Origin of the sequence: Massilia sp. GCM10023247 (assembly GCF_042653325.1) — a bacterium.
Lineage (GTDB): Bacteria > Pseudomonadota > Gammaproteobacteria > Burkholderiales > Burkholderiaceae_D > Telluria.
The window spans coordinates 1-20,701 of the sequence record NZ_JBHSIB010000005.1 but is presented as its reverse complement, the minus strand read 5'-3'; the positions used below and the strand labels follow the sequence as shown (position 1 = coordinate 20,701).

General features: G+C 54.1%; 14 protein-coding genes. 11 read left to right on the top strand and 3 right to left on the bottom strand.

Translation table 11 applies throughout. The features are described from left to right. Positions 1-53 precede the first annotated feature (53 nt). The 7 genes from ACFPAH_RS01490 to ACFPAH_RS01460 all read left to right on the top strand — a co-directional run bounded on the left by ACFPAH_RS01490 (position 54) and on the right by ACFPAH_RS01460 (position 10,472). Complete coding sequence (locus tag ACFPAH_RS01490; protein WP_379739548.1) at positions 54-2,588, top strand: hypothetical protein; 2,535 nt, start codon at positions 54-56, stop codon at positions 2,586-2,588. A 13-nt stretch (positions 2,589-2,601) separates the two neighbouring features. Next, the gene (locus ACFPAH_RS01485) at positions 2,602-3,630 is read left to right on the top strand and encodes a ComEC/Rec2 family competence protein (RefSeq protein WP_379739545.1); all 1,029 of its coding nucleotides are present in this window, start codon (positions 2,602-2,604) and stop codon (positions 3,628-3,630) included. A gap of 65 nt (positions 3,631-3,695) precedes the next feature. Continuing rightward, entirely contained in the window at positions 3,696-5,060 is a 1,365-nt protein-coding gene (locus tag ACFPAH_RS01480) for a GTPase-associated system all-helical protein GASH (RefSeq protein WP_379739541.1), read from the top strand. 140 nt (positions 5,061-5,200) lie between these two features. After that, entirely contained in the window at positions 5,201-6,028 is an 828-nt protein-coding gene (locus tag ACFPAH_RS01475) for a TRAFAC clade GTPase domain-containing protein (RefSeq protein WP_379739538.1), read from the top strand. A gap of 2 nt (positions 6,029-6,030) precedes the next feature. Beyond that, positions 6,031-6,855: a hypothetical protein gene (locus tag ACFPAH_RS01470; protein ID WP_379739535.1), complete on the top strand. Its 825-nt coding sequence runs from the start codon at positions 6,031-6,033 to the stop codon at positions 6,853-6,855. A gap of 25 nt (positions 6,856-6,880) precedes the next feature. Next, the gene (locus ACFPAH_RS01465; RefSeq protein WP_379739532.1) at positions 6,881-9,361 is read left to right on the top strand and encodes an effector-associated domain EAD1-containing protein; all 2,481 of its coding nucleotides are present in this window, start codon (positions 6,881-6,883) and stop codon (positions 9,359-9,361) included. Positions 9,362-9,401: 40 nt separating this feature from the next. Further along, positions 9,402-10,472 carry a caspase family protein gene (locus ACFPAH_RS01460; RefSeq protein WP_379739529.1) on the top strand — a complete coding sequence of 357 codons (1,071 nt, stop codon included), beginning with the start codon at positions 9,402-9,404 and terminating at the stop codon, positions 10,470-10,472. Between the two features lie 241 nt (positions 10,473-10,713). On the opposite strand, the gene ACFPAH_RS01455 is transcribed toward ACFPAH_RS01460, so the two are convergent. Next, positions 10,714-11,142: a hypothetical protein gene (locus ACFPAH_RS01455; protein WP_379739526.1), complete on the bottom strand. Its 429-nt coding sequence runs from the start codon at positions 11,140-11,142 to the stop codon at positions 10,714-10,716. Positions 11,143-11,437: 295 nt separating this feature from the next. Then, positions 11,438-12,040: a hypothetical protein gene (locus ACFPAH_RS01450; protein WP_379739523.1), complete on the bottom strand. Its 603-nt coding sequence runs from the start codon at positions 12,038-12,040 to the stop codon at positions 11,438-11,440. Positions 12,041-12,168: 128 nt separating this feature from the next. On the opposite strand from ACFPAH_RS01450, the gene ACFPAH_RS01445 reads away from it, so the two are divergent. Genes ACFPAH_RS01445 through ACFPAH_RS01430 form a run of 4 tightly spaced genes read left to right on the top strand, consistent with a single transcriptional unit; the run spans position 12,169 to position 18,478 of the window. Continuing rightward, complete coding sequence (locus tag ACFPAH_RS01445) at positions 12,169-13,056, top strand: TnsA endonuclease N-terminal domain-containing protein (RefSeq protein WP_379739520.1); 888 nt, start codon at positions 12,169-12,171, stop codon at positions 13,054-13,056. A 29-nt stretch (positions 13,057-13,085) separates the two neighbouring features. Then, positions 13,086-15,242: a Mu transposase C-terminal domain-containing protein gene (locus ACFPAH_RS01440; RefSeq protein WP_379739517.1), complete on the top strand. Its 2,157-nt coding sequence runs from the start codon at positions 13,086-13,088 to the stop codon at positions 15,240-15,242. Continuing rightward, the gene (locus tag ACFPAH_RS01435) at positions 15,239-16,708 is read left to right on the top strand and encodes an ATP-binding protein (RefSeq protein WP_379739514.1); all 1,470 of its coding nucleotides are present in this window, start codon (positions 15,239-15,241) and stop codon (positions 16,706-16,708) included. Before ACFPAH_RS01440 ends, ACFPAH_RS01435 begins: the two co-directional genes overlap by 4 nt. A 3-nt stretch (positions 16,709-16,711) precedes the next feature. Further along, positions 16,712-18,478 (top strand): TnsD family Tn7-like transposition protein, encoded by a 1,767-nt coding sequence (locus tag ACFPAH_RS01430; RefSeq protein WP_379739511.1) that lies wholly within the window; start codon positions 16,712-16,714, stop codon positions 18,476-18,478. Between the two features lie 59 nt (positions 18,479-18,537). Here the strand turns inward: ACFPAH_RS01430 and ACFPAH_RS01425 are convergent, their stop codons facing one another. Next, entirely contained in the window at positions 18,538-20,247 is a 1,710-nt protein-coding gene (locus ACFPAH_RS01425) for a TnsD family Tn7-like transposition protein (RefSeq protein WP_379739508.1), read from the bottom strand. Positions 20,248-20,701 lie beyond the last annotated feature (454 nt).

The window sequence follows — 20,701 nt, the reverse complement described above, 5'->3', positions numbered from 1 at the left end:
CGACGTCTATTGATATGCTCAGACAATTATCGTAAGGAAATTAAAGGCTAGCGATGTTTGATGATATTGCTTGGTTGGGCAAGGAAGACGCCTATCTTGGTCCGTTCGCTAGGGCTGGACTGGGTGTTCTCATGCGTGCCGAAAATTGGACGTGGTGGTATTTCCCAGACGAGATTGAAGACCATGTGGCGCGGCTGGCAAAATCCGGTATCGTTACTTGGGGCGCGGACTCCAGACTGCTGACCTCGCACCATTGGCTGGACACCGACAAAGCACTAAAAATCGCTGACGCGTTCAAAAAAGCGTTATACGAGAATCCGTGGCTCCGCCTAAAAATTTCGAGGGATGTATGGACGTGGGGAGCCACCAGCCTACTAGAAGAGGTACGGGTTGACTTATCTCAGGCTATTGATAACAGCCACATCTTTCTCGATTGGCCGGTAGTCCGGCGGCCGACTCGCAAGGTTAACTCACCATGGGAAATTCCACACTTAATTATAAGTGGGCCCGCCGAAATGAGAATAGCCGGTGCAGCACTGGCAGTCGTACTGCCAAAAGCGCGATGGGAGGATGACGCATACCGGGCTGATATATATATCGGTTCGGTGAAAGACTATCAGACAAGAAAGATAGCAGCCGATGTTGCAATTATTGTTGAATATAGTGCTGGTAGCGCCCTGGAAATTTTGGATCAGCTTCGTTTCAACGGAACACGCTCCGCGATCCGCTTTGGTGGTCCCGAGACCGGACTGGTCCCTTGGATTGAAGAGTTTGGTAAGCGGTGGCAATTCGAATCTATTGACGATGCCGTGGCCGTTCGGCCGCCCCTCTCCCTGATTGTAGAGGCCGAAATCCTCGCCTCAAACCATGCATTTATTCGCCAAACCGTTGACCTTTTCGACAAGGAGCGTGAGGCTAACCCTATCGCAAGGCGTGCTTATGGCGGAAGAAGTCACGCACCCTATGTTCTTAAAGAGCTTGTTGAGCTTCCGAAAAAATTGCCAGCGCCGACGTCGAGAGTTATCGATGCAACAGTTCGTGCGGCAGGTCGCCCCACTAAGAGACTTCCCGCAGACGGGCCTGTTCACATAAGCATTAGCATCGTGTACAGCTCCCTTATGGGGAGTGATCACACGGCATTCCCGGAGCATCTAATTACTTGGGAATCAGATTCAAAAGTTCTCAACGTCCATATGTTGGAGCTGGACTCTCCTTCGGTAGCCGGGCAAATCAGATTGCCTAAAACGGGTGTCTCCACCTCTGCCAATTTCGAATATTTTGTTAAGAAAAATACGAAAATTGACCTGCGTTTCGTTGTGGCAGATGGCGTTCGGATTGTACAAACCGCCAGGCTAAAAGGGGACGCCGGGGAAGATTTTACATTTGCGATAGAGAGCGCGAACGATACGTTACAGCACGAAAAAAAAGGCTTTGATCTTGCCCTGCTCGTCAATGATAGCTTAGGAAATAAATCTAGTGCGACGGTGCTCACTGAAGAGGGGGTCACCATCAAAGTCTTGCAATCAAATGCACTAGGACAGGCGCGTGATGCGCTCTTAGAGACTATTACGAAAGCGGTTACGCGCACTAAAGGTGATCACGTCACTACCTACTTCGAACTTGCTAATTTGGGAAAAATGTTGTTTGATGGGTTGAAAGCGTCGACACCTGGTTGGCCAGACAAGTTGGATCGAATTCAGCTGACAACTCAAGCTGATGCATATTTCCCTTTGGAGTATCTCTTCGACGGTGAAATGCCTGATGACGATTCAGCCGGATTATGCCCAGAAAGAAAATCTTGTCTCTCGAACGGCGTTGCAAAATCACCTTGCGCAATTAGGGATACGGCACAACACCTCTGTCCTATGAATTTTGTGGGTGTGTCGGCGCTTATTGAGCGTCAGACTTGGACAGAGGATATGCCCGTCTACCCTTGGATGAAATTGCCAGACGCTCTTACTGGACGTAAAAAAATCAACAACCTCAACAATGCAGTCTTTGGAGCTAGTGATAGCGCCAATGATTTTAATGAGTCAGATGTTGCTCTCGGAGTTGTTCCCGTTCGAACCGAACAAATTGCGGAGGCACTCGGCAGCTCGGTCATAACTGCGTGGCCCGATTGGGTCGCTGCAATCAAATCCGAGCCAAATCTCCTCGTTCTAGTCCCTCACATTGAGGGTGGAAAGCTCTTCATCGGAGATCAAAATGGATTGTATTTCGGTGCGATAAAATCGCTGCACATCGGCCAAGGCAGTCCGGTAGTTATTGCATTGGGATGCACATCGGGATTAGGGCCTCTTGCGTTCATCGGCCTGCCGTCCATTCTTAAGGAAAAGGGGGCAATCTCCGTGATTGCTGCGCTTACCGAAATTCTTGGACGATATGCAAACATTGTGACGCTGAAGCTAGCGAAAGATTTACAGGCTGCTGCTTTAGCGGCTACGCCAACGTCGATTGGAGAAATCGTCTGTCGTATGCGTCGTGATTTGCTTTCATACGACCTCGCAACGGGGCTTGTTGTGATCGCCTTTGGCGACGCCGACTACGCTCTTGGCGGGCAGACCAATCTAGTCCATCTTCCTAATTAAGAAGGCTTGACGCATGTTCGAAATAAAAGCAATACAAGCAGGTCATGGAGATGCACTGTTCATCAGCTACGGCGACGCCTCAGCGCCGCTACATATATTGGTAGATGGGGGAACTACAGATACGAAGAACAACTTGCTGACCGTGCTCGGCAAAGCTTGCAGGAACGGAAAACTCCGGCTTGAAGCATTGGTTGTTACGCACTACGACCTAGATCACATAAACGGAATCATTGAGCTCCTCAAGGAAAAGCCGGCTTGGTTGGAAATTGGCGACGTTTGGTTTAACGGGAAAAAACATGCGCGGCCTAAAGACACGCTCGGAATGGTACAGGGCAACGAACTGACAAGGCTTATCGATGGAAAGTACCCCTGGAATCTGGCCTTTGGTGGCGAGCGAATTTGCGCTACTGATAGAAATGAACCGATCGATCTCGCCGGTATGGTTGTGTGGGTGCTTTCTCCCGATGAGACAAGGCTGGCGTCGCTTGGTAGGGAATGGAAAAACGACGCGCCTCCGCCGGAACCGGACGCAGAAGCCGAGGCGGATAAGCTCGGGAGGAAAGATGTGTGGCCTCTGATGGCATACTCAAAATTCAATCCGCCAAAACTTAAAGCTGATGGCTCTGTGCCGAACGGTAGCAGTATCGCCCTGATGCTTGAGTACGATCGCCGCCGCGCCCTGTTGGCCGGCGATGCATTTGCATCGGTTGTAACGGAGGCCTTAACAGAATGCTTTAAGGTGCTACCTGTCGAGGTTAGTGTGTTGAAGGTGTCCCATCATGGCAGTAAAGCTAATACCGATAACGAGCTTTTAAAGGCGATCAAATGCGACCGTTTTCTCTTTAGTACAGACGGTGCGATCCACAGACATCCCGACCAAGGCCTCATCGGTCAAATTATTGAGAGCCGCTCGCGCCCGCAACTTGTTTTCAACTACAAACAACACCAGACCACGGGCTGGCTCTCCCCGCCCAGTGATTGGCCTGAGTACACCACGACCTTTCCGGTAGATGGCGAAATTTTCGTTGCGGTCACTGTTTAGTATATAGTTAAGTGTTGACCTCGGTCAGAAAAATCAACCATAAATCTTCCAAAAAGGGGTAAGCAGTGCCTAATTCTGAGAGCGTTCTTCTTCGTTTTTTGAGCAATGGTTTGATCGATGTCGGCGGCGATGATGCAAAGCTGGAGAAATTGCAGGCCACCGCGGACGAGTTGGCTAGCATACTAAAGAAATCCCCAAAAAAAGCAGCCGCGTACTCTCTGGTTGCAATTGATGAGGACGCTCCCGCCGACGATCCAGTCGTGCAAGAAGTACTGGGTGTCTTAAGGGGCAAGTGGACAACGTATGCCAATACCTTTTCCGGGACACCGGTTCTTCTGGTCCGCGCGATGCTGCTGGACTCCCTGCAAAAGGCATCCTTCACCGATGAGCGCATAGGCGTAGTGCTGGTAAACACTGCGCGAAACACCTTGTCTTTTATGGAGGTGGGAAGCGAACGTGAAATTTGGATTGATCTGGTCGCAGAAATGGAATCCTTGGTTGAAGCCAGGGCTGAGGCGGAATGGGCTACACCGTCTTCTATCACGGTGCCTCAGCTGGTTTTCGAGCTGCCGGAGTTTGCCGCGCCGAAAGTCAAATTCGCCCCTGCTGGACGCGCTTTTATGAAGAAATCGTTCATGGCGGCCGTTGGTCCTCACTACCAGGACCCGCAGCAGGGAGCCGTCGCGACCGGCGGGAATCCACATACTCCCGGTAGTCCGCCGCAATGGACGTCAGAATTCGGTGACCGAATGTCGGACGCTGTCGCAGACGTAATTGATGCGGTCCTTAGTAAGATTTCTGTCGAACAAGTCGATGTGGATGCACCCTTTAAATCTATCGTTCAGGGTGTGACTGATCACGTCGACGCCACACTTCGTGCCGTGAGCGGCGCCACTGCAGGGCTGCAGCGTCGCACAGGCCTTATCTGGTGGAAGGAAGCACTATTCTCTCAAAGTGCGCGGCAAAGCTACCGCGAGTTGCCTCCCGCAGTTGCCGCAGCCCAGATGGCATTCGATCTGCATAAGCAGGTACCTACGTTCTCGCCAGCGAGCGTTTCCGCATTTCTCTTCGAGGCAGTAGTAAGCTTGCCTCTGAACGATTCGAGTAAGAAATTTGCAATTAGTGATTTGATTAAAGATGCGCAGACCTATGTGAGCCTAGGTTCTCTACGCACGAAATGTCGAGAGGCGATCGAATCTCCAGGCGGTAGAGGCCCCGTTCTTGCGTTGATCGCTTATCCCGAAATTCAAGCGCTGAGCGAGAGCGACGAATTCCGGAGATTGACAGGCATACCGCGGGACGCTCAGCTGACGCTGCCAGAGTGGGCAAAATGGATTTTCCGCGAGCTGCAAGCGACACGCGCCTCGGTGGAAATGGCTGCTCAAATTACCGCTGCGGAGAAGCCTGCTCGCCGCCTGAAAAAGGCTTAAGCTCTATGCGCGAATGTAATCGAGAGACTTGTTTTGTACCAGATACTGGTTGCGACCTTGGCCACACGGACATCTCGCAATGCCCTACTTGGGGGAGTCAAATTCCGGCTGCGCCTACCCCGCCTGAAAAAACAGATGAAATGATGCTACCCTGGTCCGGCAGCGCATTAGGGATCGCAGATCTGGGGTTCGTTTCCGGAGCGCGTCGGCCGTTCATCGTGGGTATCGCAGGATCGCAGAATGCAGGTAAAACAACGATACTGGGAGCTTGGTATTTGCTTTTAGGGCGTGGCGCCGTCGACATAGCCAATCGTACTTTTGCTGGATCTTATTCCTTTGCAGGCTGGGAAGCTGTTTCTGGCTCAATGCGCTGGGAGCCTGGTCAGCCTGCAGGTTTCCCACCGCATACGTCAAGCCGCGGCGGTCGCGCACCAGGAATGCTTCACATATCATTCTGGGATGCCAACGACAGCAAATCAAAAGACTACTTGTTTACCGACGCTCCTGGTGAGTGGTTCCAGAAATGGGCGGTCAATGGCGACTCCTCTGAAGGGATCGGCGCCCGTTGGGTAGCAAATCGGGCTGACGTGATCTTAATTGTTGCTGACCGAGAGGCGTTGGCTGGTGAACGCATGGGGACGACAAGAAACGGGCTTAAGCTACTCGCACGGCGGATCGCTAACGAACGCAGGAAGCAGCCAGTGGCGCTTGTCTGGACCAAGTCAGATGTCATCATCTCGCAAGAGATCGAAACTGCTATACGAGATTCAGTGATTGGGCTCATGCCCGATGCGGTTGAGTTTTCGGTGAGTGTTGTCGCAAATGAATCAGGCGACTCTAACAATGGCTTGGGCTTAATTGAGCTCTTGAAGTGGATACTAGCGGCGCGCCGCGCAGCAGTTGATTTACCTCCAGCTGCCGGTGGGCGCGAAGACCCACTTTTCATGTTCGGCGAGAGGTCAAATTGAGTATGACCAATAATTCCATCCTACTAATCGGCGAGAGCGGTGCCGGAAAAACGCACTACGGAGCACAGTTGCTCCAACGCCTAATGAAAGGCGACGGGCAATTGCGGATGAATGGAGCTGCTACAAATCTCGAACCATTTGAGGCGGCACTAGAAGCGCTCAATGAAGGAAGGGCCGCCGATCACACGCCGAATTCGACATATGTCGATAGTATCTGGCCGGTGGCTGATGAAGAAGGAAAGCAAGCACAGCTCGTCTGGCCGGACTATGGCGGAGAGCAAGTCAAGACAATGATCACGACGCGTCGCATTCCCAATGCCTGGCAGGAACGAATCCGTGGAACCCAGGCATGGATGCTACTCATACGGTTGCAAAAGACGCGAGTAGGTGACGATATCTTCTCGCGCCCACTCCACAGTAATCGTAGCGAATCCAATGAACACAAAGAAGTTCAGATTTCTGACCAAGCACGTTTAATCGAACTCTTGCAGATGCTGAAGTTTGTGGCCGAGGCCACGGGACGTCAGCTGAAGTCGCCGCGGTTGGCAGTGTTACTCACCTGCTGGGATGAGTTGAACTTCGATGGGACGCCAGATGTCGCATTGAGTTCCCGGTTGCCTTTGGTGGCGTCATTCATCCGTTCGAATTGGGTTGCGCCAATCGTATTGGGTTTGTCAGCCCTAGAGCGGCCACTCAGTCCTCAAGAGCGCGATGCCGATTATGCGACAAAAGGACCGGAGGAGTTCGGCTACGTGGTGAAGTCGAATGGCGAGCATACGCATGATTTGACTCTGCCAGTCGAGAAACTTTTAGGATGGTCTAATTGAATAGGCTGCGGAATTGGACGCGCCAATGATTGTTGATCAAGCGGTTTTTGGCGAGGTAAATGGTGGTCACGGCTTGGTTGCCGCAAGTGGTGAGCGAACGCTGGCGATCGCGCTTGCTTCGCGCATGGATTTGCCCGATACTTCACCGCCAGGTGCTGATTGGTCTCCTTTTGTATCCGGCTTTTCTTACCGTGATAAATATGTAATCTCACGTACCTTCCGTGATCCTCGTGCAACACGCGCAGGGATGGTATTGACCCATGCACTGATACTGCCACTCGACCTTGTCACCGAGACTGACGACCTACGAACGGTCTTTTCAGCGTTAATCACGAAGTCGGAAGCTCCTTCCGGAATTTCCGCGATCACTATCGAACCTCCGGACGGCTCGGATTTTCCGGCCGTGCCAGAATTGACATTAATCGCTTCTGCACTTGTCTCTCGCACTGCTCAAGGACCTGTAATACGGCCCGGCCACGAGGGATTTGACTTGTTGATTGCCTCTCTTTGGCGGAACTTGACGCCAGAAATGCGGAGAGGTTTTAGCTTCCGCTTGAGTTTCGGTCCGGGTGACCTCGTTGAAGAGCCGAGGCCGACCTTGGTCTGCACGCCGAGAAGCCTGATTGGTCGATGGCAGGGATATCGTTTGAGCGAACACTTCGCTAATAGCGCTGTCACAACTGCGGCAAAAATGCTTAGTGGCGAGCGGGGCGGCCTTTTACTGCGGGAGTATGCAGAGCAAATTGGTGCGGAGATTGCCAATATTGCCGACTTGAGTCTTTTAGAGCAGGCTTATCGTTTTGCGGTTCTGGAACCAGGTCCGATTGGACACACACTTACGGCGATTCGTTTAACAGAGCGTCTTTCGAAAAATTCGGTTGTGGGTGTTTTGGGAAAGAGACGCCTTCTTGATCACTTTATTTTGCAACTTGAGACGGCAAGCCCAAGTGACATACTTCAATTGCGAAATCTCGAGCTGTCAGCATTTGCGCAAGACGATGCGGTGTGGGCAGCGGTCCGCCTACGTGTAAGCCTGCTGCCTTTGACGGCCAGTAGCGATTCGCAATTTGTAGAACTTGTCGGCAGTTCTTTATCGGAAACGAATGCGTCCGAAAAATGGAGGCATCAGGTTCTATCTGGGCTTGTTGATAGCGCAGGCCAGAATAAAAAGGAATTCGCTACTGCAATGTGGCGCTGGGCGTCTATTGCTCCGGCTCTGGTGCATCCTTTGTGGGAACATCTTGCCGTCAACAAGGTGTTTGAGCCATTTTTAGTCGACGCTTGTCCAGACCATCTTGACCAAAATGCCGGACCAGTGGTCATGACATACGCGTTAAAGCACAGCTTATACAAGTTGCACGGAGCCACCGTTGCTTCACTCTTTCCTGCGCTTGAGGCAGTTAAGCTTCAAGTACAGAAAGAACCTTCATTTTCCAATGATGGCGTTGCGCTTGCGCTTCGAAAGGCGCAGGTTCACGAAATTATTACGATCGCGGTAGAGGTTGATGATGACCGGGTGACGGCTGTTGCCGGCGACACGGTAGCAAAAAAGCCTCAATTGCTTGCTAAATTTGAGATGACGGGAAAAGTTATTCGGGCAATTTGGGCAATTGCGCTGGATAAAAATATCGATTCTTGGAGGGGCCCGTCATCACCCCGGGAGGCGTTTAATCGGGTGCTCGACGACTTTTTAGATGGCATTCCAATCCCACCAGGTTTGATCGCTCATCTATCGCGAACTTCCGTCGGCGAGTTAAGTACGTTTGCAAGACGGCCTGAGCTTTGGTCCGCACTTGGGAATCCCACGAGAGACTGTTTGTTGAAAAAGACAGCATCGGCGTGGTTCAGTACGTTCGAAGCTGGAGTCTCGCAATACAATGTAGAGCGTGAATTATGCGACGCGATACTTGCAGACCATAAGTTAGAGTCTTTTTTAAGAAAGTCTGCAGAGACTTCGGTTGGCGATGCAACCCGGCTCGCCGCCTCGCTAAGCACCTTTCCTGAAAAACGGTTTCTTCAATGGTGGCACGAGGCATCTAATCATATACGGGCAATACCTCCTGCCGAGGCGGAGGCCTTAGGGCAGCTCGTTGCGGATAGAGGATGGCAACATGTGGCAGACGACCTAATGCGTCTGCTGCGTTCGTTTAGGCATGACGTCAGACCAGCATTGCGTGCCTGCATAAGATTGGTCGGTTTTAGCGATCGATTTTGGTACGGCCTATCCGAAGTTACTCCACAAGAAAAGTGGAATGCATTTGAGGATCTCGCTGCAGAGCTCTATCCCGCGGGACCTGAGCAAGATGCGATCTGGGAGCGAGCTGGCGGCAAAGACGCGGACCTGTCATGGGGCGGGAATGGTCGTTACCGATGGCATGATGCGTTGTCGCGAACGAGGCGGGGAAAGCTACCTAGTGCATCGAACTTATTACGGGAAATGCTGATCGACTACCCTGCAAATCCCAAGCTAAATTCCCTTGCTGCAGATGCTGAATTTAATGCATAGTGTTGCAACATTCGAAATCTAATCTGAAAGAATCCTAACGGTGCAATTTCAACATGGACGTGCTCTAGTCATTGGCTTGGCGAACTACGCTGAAGTAAATAAATTGCCAGAAGCTGTGATCAATGATGCACGTGACATCGCATCTGTTTTCCGGGCGAGCGAATACTGTGGGCTTCCACCTGCAAACGTTCACCTCCTTCTCGATAGCCAAGCTACCCTGGCAGCAATTCGGAACGCCCTTGCGGATTTGGCTATAAATTCCGTCGCAGACGACACGGTACTAATATTTTTCTCAGGGCACGGCACGCGTTTTGTCCAGGAAACAGAACAGACAAGTGCACTGGTCGCGTACGACACACGGTTTAGCGATCTCTCTGGGACGACTTTGCCAGAATCCGAACTATCGCTAGCACTCTCTCGAATCAAATCAAGGCGATTAGTTGTTTTCATCGATGCATGTCACGCAGGCGGCACCAGCACTTTAAAAGGTGAGTTGGCGAGTGATATGGACTATGGTTTTGATGATAAATCGTTGCAGCGGCTGGCCGATGGTGCAGGGAGAGTTATTATGGCGTCCTCGCGGTCTACGGAAAAGTCACGCGTTCTAGGCAACTCCCGCAACAGCGTGTTCACTGGAAAGCTATTAGACGCCCTGCAAGGCAAAGTTGATGGGCTTAGGGACGGCCTAATCCGCGTTTTCGATGTCTTTAACTACGTTGCAGAGCATGTCGCTCAGGACGTCCCAGGTCTGCAGCATCCTGTTTTCAAAGCGACAGATTTAGAAAGCAATTTCCCAATCGCACTCCGGTGCGGCGGCACAAAAGCGCTGAAAATGGGTTATGAAATCCCAATCTCTCCACGAAGCCTCGATAAAATTCTCTCAAAACTTTATCCACTTGGGCCCACGGACCAAGATATCTGGATTCGTGCCGGCGGTGACATTTCGCGCTTAAGATTGAGCGGGACAGGACGGTCGAACTGGTTCGCCGCTTGTCGGCTCCTGGCGATGGGCGGAGGAGGTTCAATTACACAACAGTCATTGATTGAAGCGGCGCTAGACGATTACCCATTTCATGCAGATCTATCAACGATCTTAAAACATCCTAGTTAAATTTTGGTTTCGTTTAGCGAATGCTCTAGTCACTTAACGAGCGACGTAAACTGATGACTATACTGCCGCGTTTTAGGGAGGCGAAATTAGAAAATCTCAAGATGGCGGCGTCGCTAAGAAAGGGTAGGATGCGCTGGAAAACTTGCTGGTGGCCGCCCATCCCGAGTTTCTTACGCTATGCGCCGCCCAGCGGCAGCGCATCGAATGTGAAGTGGATTAGATGCGCTGCTACACCGGGCGCCTAGCGCCCAAACGCGCCCGCGAAGCCGGCGCGCACCCACAGCACCAGGCGCACGAGCAGCTCGATGCCTTGCCACGCCAGGAACGGTACGGCGAGCAGCAACAGCCAGCGCGTCACTAGCGGAATCTCGACGCCGACTTGGGCCGGTACCTCGCGCGTCGGCGACCATTCCATTTCCCAAGGCATTAATGCACGGCCAAGTTTTTTTACCTTGGCCGCTTCCAGTTGTTCCTTTAGCTCGGGCGCTGGAATGGAGAGGGTGCCTATAACCGGCTCGGCCAGGCCAGGGAGCAGTTCCGCCGATAGGTCGGGTGCCCGAAAGAGCAGAGCGCTCACCGCCAGCAGCCAGCCGACTACTAGCACGACGCCGATCCGGCGCCATCCATTCAGGTCATTGAACAAGTCAGGGGTATGCTGGTCGCGTTTCATTCTGGTCGACGTGTATTAAGATTGCAATTCTACGTTCAGAACCGCCGATCGGGTGATTTTTGCTCGCCTGTCGGGCATGGCGCCCGTGGAAATCGGCACCGTCCACCACAACAGCGTTCTTAGTGATATTGATTGAAGGGCGCTAGCACTACGGGAGCGAGGCCTCTAGCATGGGCTATCGGCGGTACTTTCATCAAGCGCTAGATTTCCAACGTCAGAAAACATCTCAAGGTGCCGTGCACGGCGACGCGGACCCACCCTGTTAAAGGGCGCTGCCTCAACGGATGAGAGTGTTTCAGGGTGCGCCCCTGTGCATGACTTTATTAATGCTGACAGGTTCTACTAGACCTACGTAGGGCGGAGACTGACGCAGCCGGTTACACCGCTCATCGGTTCCTGTCATTACAGCGATGATTTCCTGATCGGTTCCGTGCTCCATTAGCACGCGCCATTCGTCGTGCGCCGATACCCATGTCCCCTTAGAGTTCCACCGCTCGATGTTCGCTAGGCTCTTGCGTCGAATCTGGTCGACCGTGCAGCATTGGACGACACGCATGGCAGAGGCGAGCTTCTTCGCATCTAGCAGAGTTTGCTGGTTTAGCCGAGCACTCGTTTCGCCTAAGGCAACAGTTACGCCGGAAATCGTAACAAGGCGTTTAGCACGGCGCCCGAGCCGCTCACGTACAGCGCCCACTGCGGCCTCCAATGACATCACATCCGGACGCAGGTAGAGACCATGGCCGGCGCGTGCAAGAAATTCTTCATCTTGCAGCACTGTCAAGGCGCGGCTCAACTGACGAGCGCTTCCTAAATGTGCGAAGTCGCGGCGCAGGAAGATTCTTGTCGGCGTCTCCTCAATCCATGTCCGTAATCGTTGTGTAATGGTCTGCTGGTCCATGATGTCACCATGTTTGCACACGTCCGAACCGGGCGGCAAGTCGTCCTTTTGTAACCGGTCGCTCCGACTCAAAAGATAAGGCTATCAAACATCATTTGACTTGCACGGTCTAAGACGCAGAGAATAAGTTGTCATCGTCTTTGCCCGGTGAGGTTGCGATGAGAGGACGACGGTTCAGAACGCAGGCCGATATTGATCACTATGTGAAACAAGGCTTTGGGCAAGGCGAGGCATGCTCGTATCTTCCGTGGATACGTGTTCAGGACGTGCCCTCGCGCGGTCGATCGCGCAAAACCTGGGGCCTGAAAGCCCAACGGCTGCACCATACGCTTTCCGATCTCGAGTACGGATATTTTCTATTGCTTGAATTTTCGGATGAAGTCGTCGACATCCGTGAGCAGTACCCAATCTTCCCTACCGAGAACGCCCGCAAGATCGCTATCGATCTGGGCATTCGTTATCCGATGTACGCATCGACGAAACTGCACTACGTGATAACGTCCGATTTTCTCGTCACGATTGAGCGTAATGGGCAGCGAAGCTTGGTCGTGCGGACCTGCAAATACGAGCAAGAGCTGGCTGATCCGGTCCATGGTCCCCGCGTGATCGAGAAGCTGGAACTCGAGAAGGCGATCTGGCTTTCGCAAGGAGTGCCGGATTGGAAGCTGGTGACAGAGAAAACCGTCACGCCGACGTTGACCGATAACCTGGACTGGGTGCGCAAGTCAGTGAAAGGCGAACGAGGCGCTGCCGACATCGACACGCTGCAACGTTTCCTCGAAGTGATCGATGCCGCTGCTGATCCCGAGCGTACTTTGGCATCCGTGCTGCGCTCGGCGGCCAATGCGAGCCGGCTTGCTTACTCGGCCGGCGTGGCACTTTTCGCGCAACTGGTGTGGACAAAGGTGATCAAACTTGACCTCGTCAACACACGCATTGAACTTCGCTCGGCATGTCCTTCCATGCAGGTGCTTGGCGTAAGCCATCATCACACCGAGCTGACTCAGGTGGCATGATGTTCACGGCAAACTGCGTACTAGAATCCGTGGACGGCATTGCGCCGTTCGACGGACCTGCGAGAGTACTTTGGATCGATCGGTCGCAGGATCTGGTGACGCTGTTTTCGCTGGCCTCGCCATTACGACAGCCATGGCATATGCGCGCCAGCGAAGTCGAGTCATCCATCGAAAAAGGTCATCTTCGCACGGTTGTTGTGCGGCTGCCCTCATACATGCTGAGACCCGAAGGCGACTTGACCGAGCGTGAACGTGGGATTCGTGACCGCAACTGGGGGCGAATAAAGGCCATTACCGACGGTGACCAAGCAGGGCAGATCCACCAGCCTGGTGCCTTGGGGGCAATGGTCGCAGGCCATGCTGCCGCGATTGGGATGGATCGCAAGTCGCTCTATCGTTTGCTGTATCGCTACTGGTGCTATGGGATGACACCGAATGCATTTTTACCTGCCTATGAAAACTCGGGTGGTAGCGGAAAGCCCAAGCAGTATGCACAGAATACGCCGCGCGGGCGTCCACGCCGTCACAAGGTTGAGCAGACCGGCGCTAAGCTGCTCAGTGAGGCCGACAAGCAGGCCATCCGTACAGGGTATGCGCTGTATCGAGACAATAAAGTTAAATCGATCCAAGATGCCTACGTCAAAACACTGAACCGGTTCTATCGCGCCGAACTGCCTGTAGCAGATGCGGCGGACGATGCTGTGCGTTTGAAGCCGCTGTACGAGCTGCCTACCCTTGTTCAATTCTCCTACTGGGGCAAGAAGGCTTTCGACGACATCAGCGTGTTGCGTGGCCGCAGTAACGAACGAGGGTGGGCATTGAAACATCGTCCGCTTCTAGGGCGTGCCGACGAGCGGATCCACGGTCCATGTCATCGGTACGAGGTTGACGCGACGATCGGCGACATCTACCTTGTCAGCCGCTTCAACCGAGCGTGGCTGATCGGCCGGCCGGTCGTCTATGTTGTGATCGATGTTTTTTCACGGATGATCGCGGGCGTATTCGTCGGGCTGGAAGGGCCGAGCTGGAACGGTGCGCGGCACGCCTTGTTCAATGCGTTCAGCGACAAAGTTGCATACTGCGCTGCTCATGGCATCACGATCACGACCGAGGATTGGCCGTGCGTCCATCTGCCGCACGAACTCGTTGCAGACCGCGGCGAGATGCTCGGTAAAGCAGCCGAGGGAATCGTGACAGGGCTGGGCATCAATCTGGCGATCATGCCACCGTTCAGGCCGGACTGGAAAGGCATCGTCGAGAGCCACTTCCGTATTCTGAATCAGCTCACGCAGATCCATTGGTCGCCCGGCGCCGTGCGATCTCGGATTAAGGAGCGCGGCGATCGTGACTACACGCTGGATGCCGCATTGAATATCGAGGAGTTTACCAGCATCGTTCTGGCCAGCGTGCTGCACTATAACCAGCATAGTCGTGATCTCGCACGCTTGAGCGCTGCCATGATCGCTGATGCGCTTGACCCAACGCCCATTAATGTATGGAACTGGGGAATGGCACAAGGGATGGGGCAGCCGAATATCCAGTCGCGCGACGCGGTCTATTTGCATCTGTTGCCTCGCGACCGAGGAACCGTGAGGGCTGACGGGATCCACTTTAACGGCATGATCTACACCAATCCAGCCGATCCGAACGGCCACAGCCTTGCGAGGGCACGTCTGCATGGTCGTGCGCCAGTTGACGTCTGGTACGAGCCCGTCACCGTTGAACACGTATGGATTCAGGGCGCGGATAAATCGTTTATTCGCTGCCCTCTGCGGCAGTCGGAACGGCGGTACCGCGATCGGCGGCTCGAAGAGGTTCAGGACATGCTAGCGATGACGCGCGCGCGCTCCGACGATATCGAGCACCGGACATTGACAAGCCGGGTGCAGCTGGACGACTTCATCCAGAGCACCTTGGACACGGCGATGGCAGAAAAGAATATCGCGGGCCCGGCCCGTCCGAAAGAAAAAAAAGCGATGCGCCAACATCGTTCCCTCGAACGCTTGTCTGAACGCGTCCTCACCGAACAGCGGGCACCTCATGCGGAAGGCAGGCCAATGCCGCCGACAATGCAACCACCGGAGAGTTCTCCTCATGATACGACTGCGCAGGATTATGCCGGCGAACGCAGTGCAGAAGTCATCGATATATTAAGGCGGCTGCATCCGGGTGAGAAAAAGCTATGAGACGACGCCCTCTTCCGGCTCAATATCAGCCATCTCCGGTACCTGAATACAGCGGTAACCCGCTGATTGAAGCAATGCCGCTCATCCTGAGCGAAGCGCAAGCTGCGGAACAACTGACGATGTTTCCGCCTGAGCCAACCGAGGAGCGAAGCCAACCGAAAGAGGTTCGGTTGCATTGCCTGAACCGACTCGCGCATCTGGTTCAGCCATTTCCTATTTACCTGGACCTCGAAAACGCGATCGCTTCGGTATTGCGTAACGGGTATGTCGGCCGTAATCCGGTCGAAGCCGAAACTTGGCGGCATTTGCATTCGCTGTCGATGAAGCATGGTCCAGCCCTGCAGTTCAACTCCACCGCTTCTACCTTCAGCCTGGTCGGCTTGAGCGGCATCGGCAAGACGACGGCACTCAATGCCGTATTGCGGCTTTATCCCCAAGTCATTACACATCAACGTTACGGGCAGCATGAGTTCATCCACACGCAAATCGTCTGGCTGAAGCTGGAATGTCCATTTGACGGTTCGCTGTCGGGCCTTTGCCACACTTTCTTCCGCGCCGTCGATGATGCGACCGGTGAAGAACGCTACGCCAAACGTTATCGAGGTAAGGGCGGCATTCAGGAACTGATCCAGCGGATGGAGCAGGTGGCCAGCACGTACTTTATAGGCGCGCTATTCATCGATGAGGTCCAGCACCTGCGCGCGGCGAAGACTGGTGGCAAGGACAACATGCTGAACTTCTTCGTCAACCTCATCAACAGTATCGGTATACCGGTTGTTTTTATCGGCACCAATTCGATGCTCGAGCTATTCTCGCACGTGATGCGTAATGCCCGGCGGGCGTCGGGTTTGGGCATCTTTGACTTCAAGCAGCCGATGCCAGACGACTACTCATGGGAGCTTCTACTGAAGGCAGTCTGGCGTTATCAGTGGGTGAATACCATTGCTCCGCTAACGGCCGAACTGAAGGCCACTCTGTATGACCTCACGCAGGGCATCACCGACTTTCTGACCAAGCTAATGATACTTGGGCAGCGCTATGCGATTCAGTCCGGTACGGAGGTACTCAGTGAGCGTGTATTTCAGCATGTCGCGCATACAAAAATGAAGTTGCTGCAGCCGGCACTGGCGGCACTGCGCAGCCATGACCCGGAAAAGATGCGCAAGTTTGACGATCTGCTGCCAACGGATCTACAGCTGGCCGAAATGATGGCCGCGAATCCCCAGGGAAGCCACGCTCGACTAGAGCTGCTCTCACTCGCACAGTCCCAGGCTGGGCAATCTGCACAGCGACCAACACCAGAGCCTGTGGCGCGGCCGACAACGATAACGGAGGGGAGGACGGTCGCGAGTCTTGCCGCAACTATCGCTGGACACGAGCAACCCTTACAGGTCCTGCGGGACGCTAGGTGGCTGCTCGATGATCCGTTCGAATTCGTACCTACATACCGGGGGCATGAGGAGTAGCCGATGTTGGCGTTTTTTCCGCCCGTATTTCCTGATGAGTCGCTGTATAGCCTGCTCGCGCGATACCATCGTCTGTCGGGCCATATCAGTCAACAGCAGTCCCTGCGTGAGTTGTTCGGCCATCCAGGGCGTGTGGTCATGTCCGATCTGCCCAGCGGATTGCAAGCGCTGGCGAATGTAATACCAGGCATGGTCTGGACGACGGATCGGTTGATTGACGAAATGACGCTTTTTCCATATTTCTCACCCTATCTGTCCGACCGGCAGGTCATCTCCGCGCGACGTGCTATGGCCGGTTCCACTGCCAGTGGGCTCAAAATGCTGTTGGGTTTGCTGGCCAGCCGACTTGGCGGGCGCAATCGTCTTCGCTTTTGTGAGCGATGCCGACAACGCGACACCGATGAGCGGGGCTTGGCCTATTGGCATCGCGTGCACCAATTGCCCGGCGTATGGTTTTGCCCGTTGCATGGGTGTGCACTTGCTGAACTCCAGCATGAAAACGTGCTTCTCATGCGGCAGTGCTTACTGCTGCCCGATAATGTAACGGTCGATGCCTCACGCCCGATTAACGTCCAAACAGTGCATGAGGCGTCGCTGGCACGTCTGGCTCAGCTGAGCGAACATGCTTTGCGTAGTGGAGGCACTAGCGCCGGGGCTGCATACCGTGAATCTTATCGCGCACGAGCCGAGACCGCAGGTCTACTGGACCGCACCGGCCGGATCCGGATTGAATCGATTACGGCCGCGCTCGCCGATTATATGGCCACATTGCCGACCGAAGGGGAATTTGCTTTTGCGCATGCTGACGGCGCGCCGGGATGGGCACTCAAGCTCCTGCGCAAGCCGCGCGGAACGTCATCGCATCCGCTAAAGCATTTAATTCTGACCGACTGCCTCGACCATATCAAGTCGACGACGATATCGTCCCGCGTGCCGGCAGTGCGACCACATCGGCAGCCTGTTGACGGTGCACACCTTCACCAACTTGTCGCTGTCGAGGGCAACTCCTTGCGTATGTGTGCAGCGCTACTCGGTGTTTCGACCACCACTGTTCGCGTGGAGGCTGGCCGACAGTGCCTGGCCATTAGTGTGCGCCCCAAGCGGATTACCGCTAGCCTGGAACAGGCAGTTGTCGCCGACCTGCGGACTGGTACGCCCGTTGCTGAAGTCGCCACAGCCCATGCGTTGTCGCTTCCCTCCGTATATCGAATGCTGCGCATGCACCCGGCAGTGGAGGATGAGCGGCAACAGCAGAGATTGGTCGCGCTTCGATTAGTTCGCAGGGAGGGCTTTCTTGCTGAGGCAGCAGAAACTCCTGTCAAACGTTGTCGCGACTATGCTTGGTTATGGCGCAACGATAGAGAGTGGCTTGCGTCGTTCGTTGACTCACGGCGCACTGGTGCCAAAGTCGACAGGCGGGCTTGTGTAGATTGGGTGACGCGTGACACGAAGCTGGCGAAGGCCATCTATGCAGCATGCCTGAACATTCTGCGAGCACCAGGTCGACCACGACGAGCCAGCCGTACCGCGCTGTTGCGAGCAACAGGTGAGGCCGATACGATCGAGCGCGCCAGCGATTTGCTGCCGCAGACGCATGCAATGCTGGAGCACTGTAGCGAGTCGGCAGAGGAGTTCCGGCATCGCCGGCTCCAATGGGCAACATGCCAACTGATCGAAGGGCTCCAGCCGCTGCAGCGCTGGCGTTTGCTACGTTTGGCAGCGATCCGCTCAACGGCCGAGGTGAAACGGGCATTGATGAGAGATTGGTGACCGTCAAATAGCTTAAGAACAACGGCCCGACTTAAGTGATCGTTCTTGTCTCCTACGAATTAACCGTCGATCGTGGGTTGCGCCGTGCCTGCTGCACGCCGACGTTGATAGCTGCGGCCACTCATACCGCTGTGCGGTATGTCGGCTGGCCCTTGCCATGAGCGACCGATACCAATACGTGCGAGCTCCTCAGCAGGAGAAAGTTTAGTGTCCCCAAGCGTGTCGAGATCCCAACCACAAAAATCAATAATTGCACGTACAGCATGCCAGGCGACGGTTGAGGTTACGGTCACGTGACCCAGTGTACTTTTCATCTCCAGTCGACGCAGTTCGGTAGCGGCCCAAAGAATGCGTCGTGCGCGAAAACACCACGCAGTCTCCTTGCATTGCGTGATCCGGGCAAAGAGAAGCGGAAAGCGTTCCTTGTGCCGCTGTGTGCCTGCAAGATTATGTGGAAGCGCCGTCAATAGGCGCTCCATCGTAACGCGCTCAGGTTTCCCAGCCGCATAAAACAATTTGTGAGAGTGGCGATCGACAAGCTCGGCATAGACGCGATCCGTTTTTATGCGCTCGGCATCTGCGGCCTCGTTTCCACATTTGTCTGCCTTTGGGCGAGTACCCAAGAACATCTTCTGCAGCCATGCTCTATCGTGTTCATAAAGCCATTTTGTGGTGCGTCGCCTGCGCCGCCAAAGCTCCTCCAACGACAGCATTGGCGCTCGTCTAAGCTCGGCCAGTACAATCTGACGATGCTCGTCGCGAATCGTGGAAGCATTTCGTGCGCTCGACGAATTCCCAGCAGCACTCACCGGTTCTACGGAGATCGAGGCGATCACGGCCCGAAACCGCTCGGCCGACCCGAACAGATACATGCCAAGCAGCAGATGACGCGTGATTGGCATGTCGCCTGCCGCGCTATCGTAGAATCGTAGCCAAAAGCGCGTGCGCTTTGCAGAGTATGCCGTATCGATGGTACGGATAAAATCTTCGCCCAAGCTGGCTATCAGGGCGGCCTCAAACTCCTTCATGCCTACCAGGGATTTGCGGACATAGCCGCGATCGCGGACTGTTTTCCGGTAAATGGAGACGAGTTGTGAAGGCAGAATCGCTGGTATGTTTTCGCACAGCATTTGGTAAGCGTATAGAGCGTAGCGATGTTCTACCTCCGTCGCAGATGCCGATATCGTCAGCCTAGACAAATCGGAGTCGCAGCCTTCACAGGGTAGCCAAGGAATCGTCAACAACTTGTTCCTCAGTTGAAAGGGATGCGAACATTTCGGACACTTGGTGATCAAGCTTGTCCGATGTCGCCAACAGGATGCGACACCAGGTATCTGATGGGCGCGATGCCAATAGGCGCACGGCCCGACAGCTTGGTCTTCATGCAGGCAGGCTAAGCACAGTCTGGCGTCGTTGACGGTACCGACGACGTGACGGGGGATTCGGCTCAGCTCCACACCTAGGGTACCGTCGTCAAGGAAGGGCGTGGAACGATGGGCGCGCCCTAGAAATGGGCGGAACAATGGAAAAAGTGTGTTTGTCTTAACGAGATGCCCGATATTCTCCAGCGGCAGCCCTGGCAAGCGGCTGGCAAGCACATCAAGATTAGCAGGTACGACCAGGCCGATAGCCATCTGACTGCAACCGAATAGCTCCTTGAAGGTGAGTTGGTCGGTAGAATTGCCGCGAAGTATGTGAAAACGCGACACCCGCGAAGCCAAGGTTTCGTCGGGCAACGAAGCTGGAAAAAAGGGCAGAGGTTGCGTCATGGCCGATACCACTTGCGTCCGAATGAACCCATCATAGTGGCTTACTGGTCCCGTGTCGCGGCGATGTTATATTTGCGTATGCCAGCATTTGCACGACGTGCTGCAGACGGGCTAGCGTGTCCGAAAAACGCTAGCCCTCTACCTTAAGTTTTGTGGCAAACTTTTTTATCGTGCAAAGTTGCACTTTGATGCCAAAGCGCGGTTTTGTGGCAAACTTTTATACCAGTCCGGTTACGAAGCGACGCTCGTAAGCTCTTGATTCTACAGAGGCGCTTGTGGCAAATTTTTTTATTTGTGTACAGCTGCTGCAGTGTCGGCCAATAAAAAGTCTGGTAATGGGCGCTGCTGAATAGCGCCCTTTATAGACTAGTTCCCTCAAAATTCTGAATCGCCACGACTATCGTAGACACTCCTGAGCCATAATATCGGGCACAAGGAGAAGATATGAGCGGTA

Excerpts from the sequence above, each read along its gene's own strand:
- ACFPAH_RS01490 (WP_379739548.1), top strand. The coding sequence starts at position 54 with ATGTTTGATGATATTGCTTGGTTGGGCAAGGAAGACGCCTATCTTGGT.
- ACFPAH_RS01485 (WP_379739545.1), top strand. The coding sequence starts at position 2,602 with ATGTTCGAAATAAAAGCAATACAAGCAGGTCATGGAGATGCACTGTTC.
- ACFPAH_RS01475 (WP_379739538.1), top strand. The coding sequence starts at position 5,201 with ATGATGCTACCCTGGTCCGGCAGCGCATTAGGGATCGCAGATCTGGGG.
- ACFPAH_RS01470 (WP_379739535.1), top strand. The coding sequence starts at position 6,031 with ATGACCAATAATTCCATCCTACTAATCGGCGAGAGCGGTGCCGGAAAA.
- ACFPAH_RS01465 (WP_379739532.1), top strand. The coding sequence starts at position 6,881 with ATGATTGTTGATCAAGCGGTTTTTGGCGAGGTAAATGGTGGTCACGGC.
- ACFPAH_RS01455 (WP_379739526.1), bottom strand. The coding sequence starts at position 11,142 with ATGAAACGCGACCAGCATACCCCTGACTTGTTCAATGACCTGAATGGA.
- ACFPAH_RS01450 (WP_379739523.1), bottom strand. The coding sequence starts at position 12,040 with ATGGACCAGCAGACCATTACACAACGATTACGGACATGGATTGAGGAG.
- ACFPAH_RS01435 (WP_379739514.1), top strand. The coding sequence starts at position 15,239 with ATGAGACGACGCCCTCTTCCGGCTCAATATCAGCCATCTCCGGTACCT.
- ACFPAH_RS01430 (WP_379739511.1), top strand. The coding sequence starts at position 16,712 with ATGTTGGCGTTTTTTCCGCCCGTATTTCCTGATGAGTCGCTGTATAGC.
- ACFPAH_RS01425 (WP_379739508.1), bottom strand. The coding sequence starts at position 20,247 with ATGACGCAACCTCTGCCCTTTTTTCCAGCTTCGTTGCCCGACGAAACC.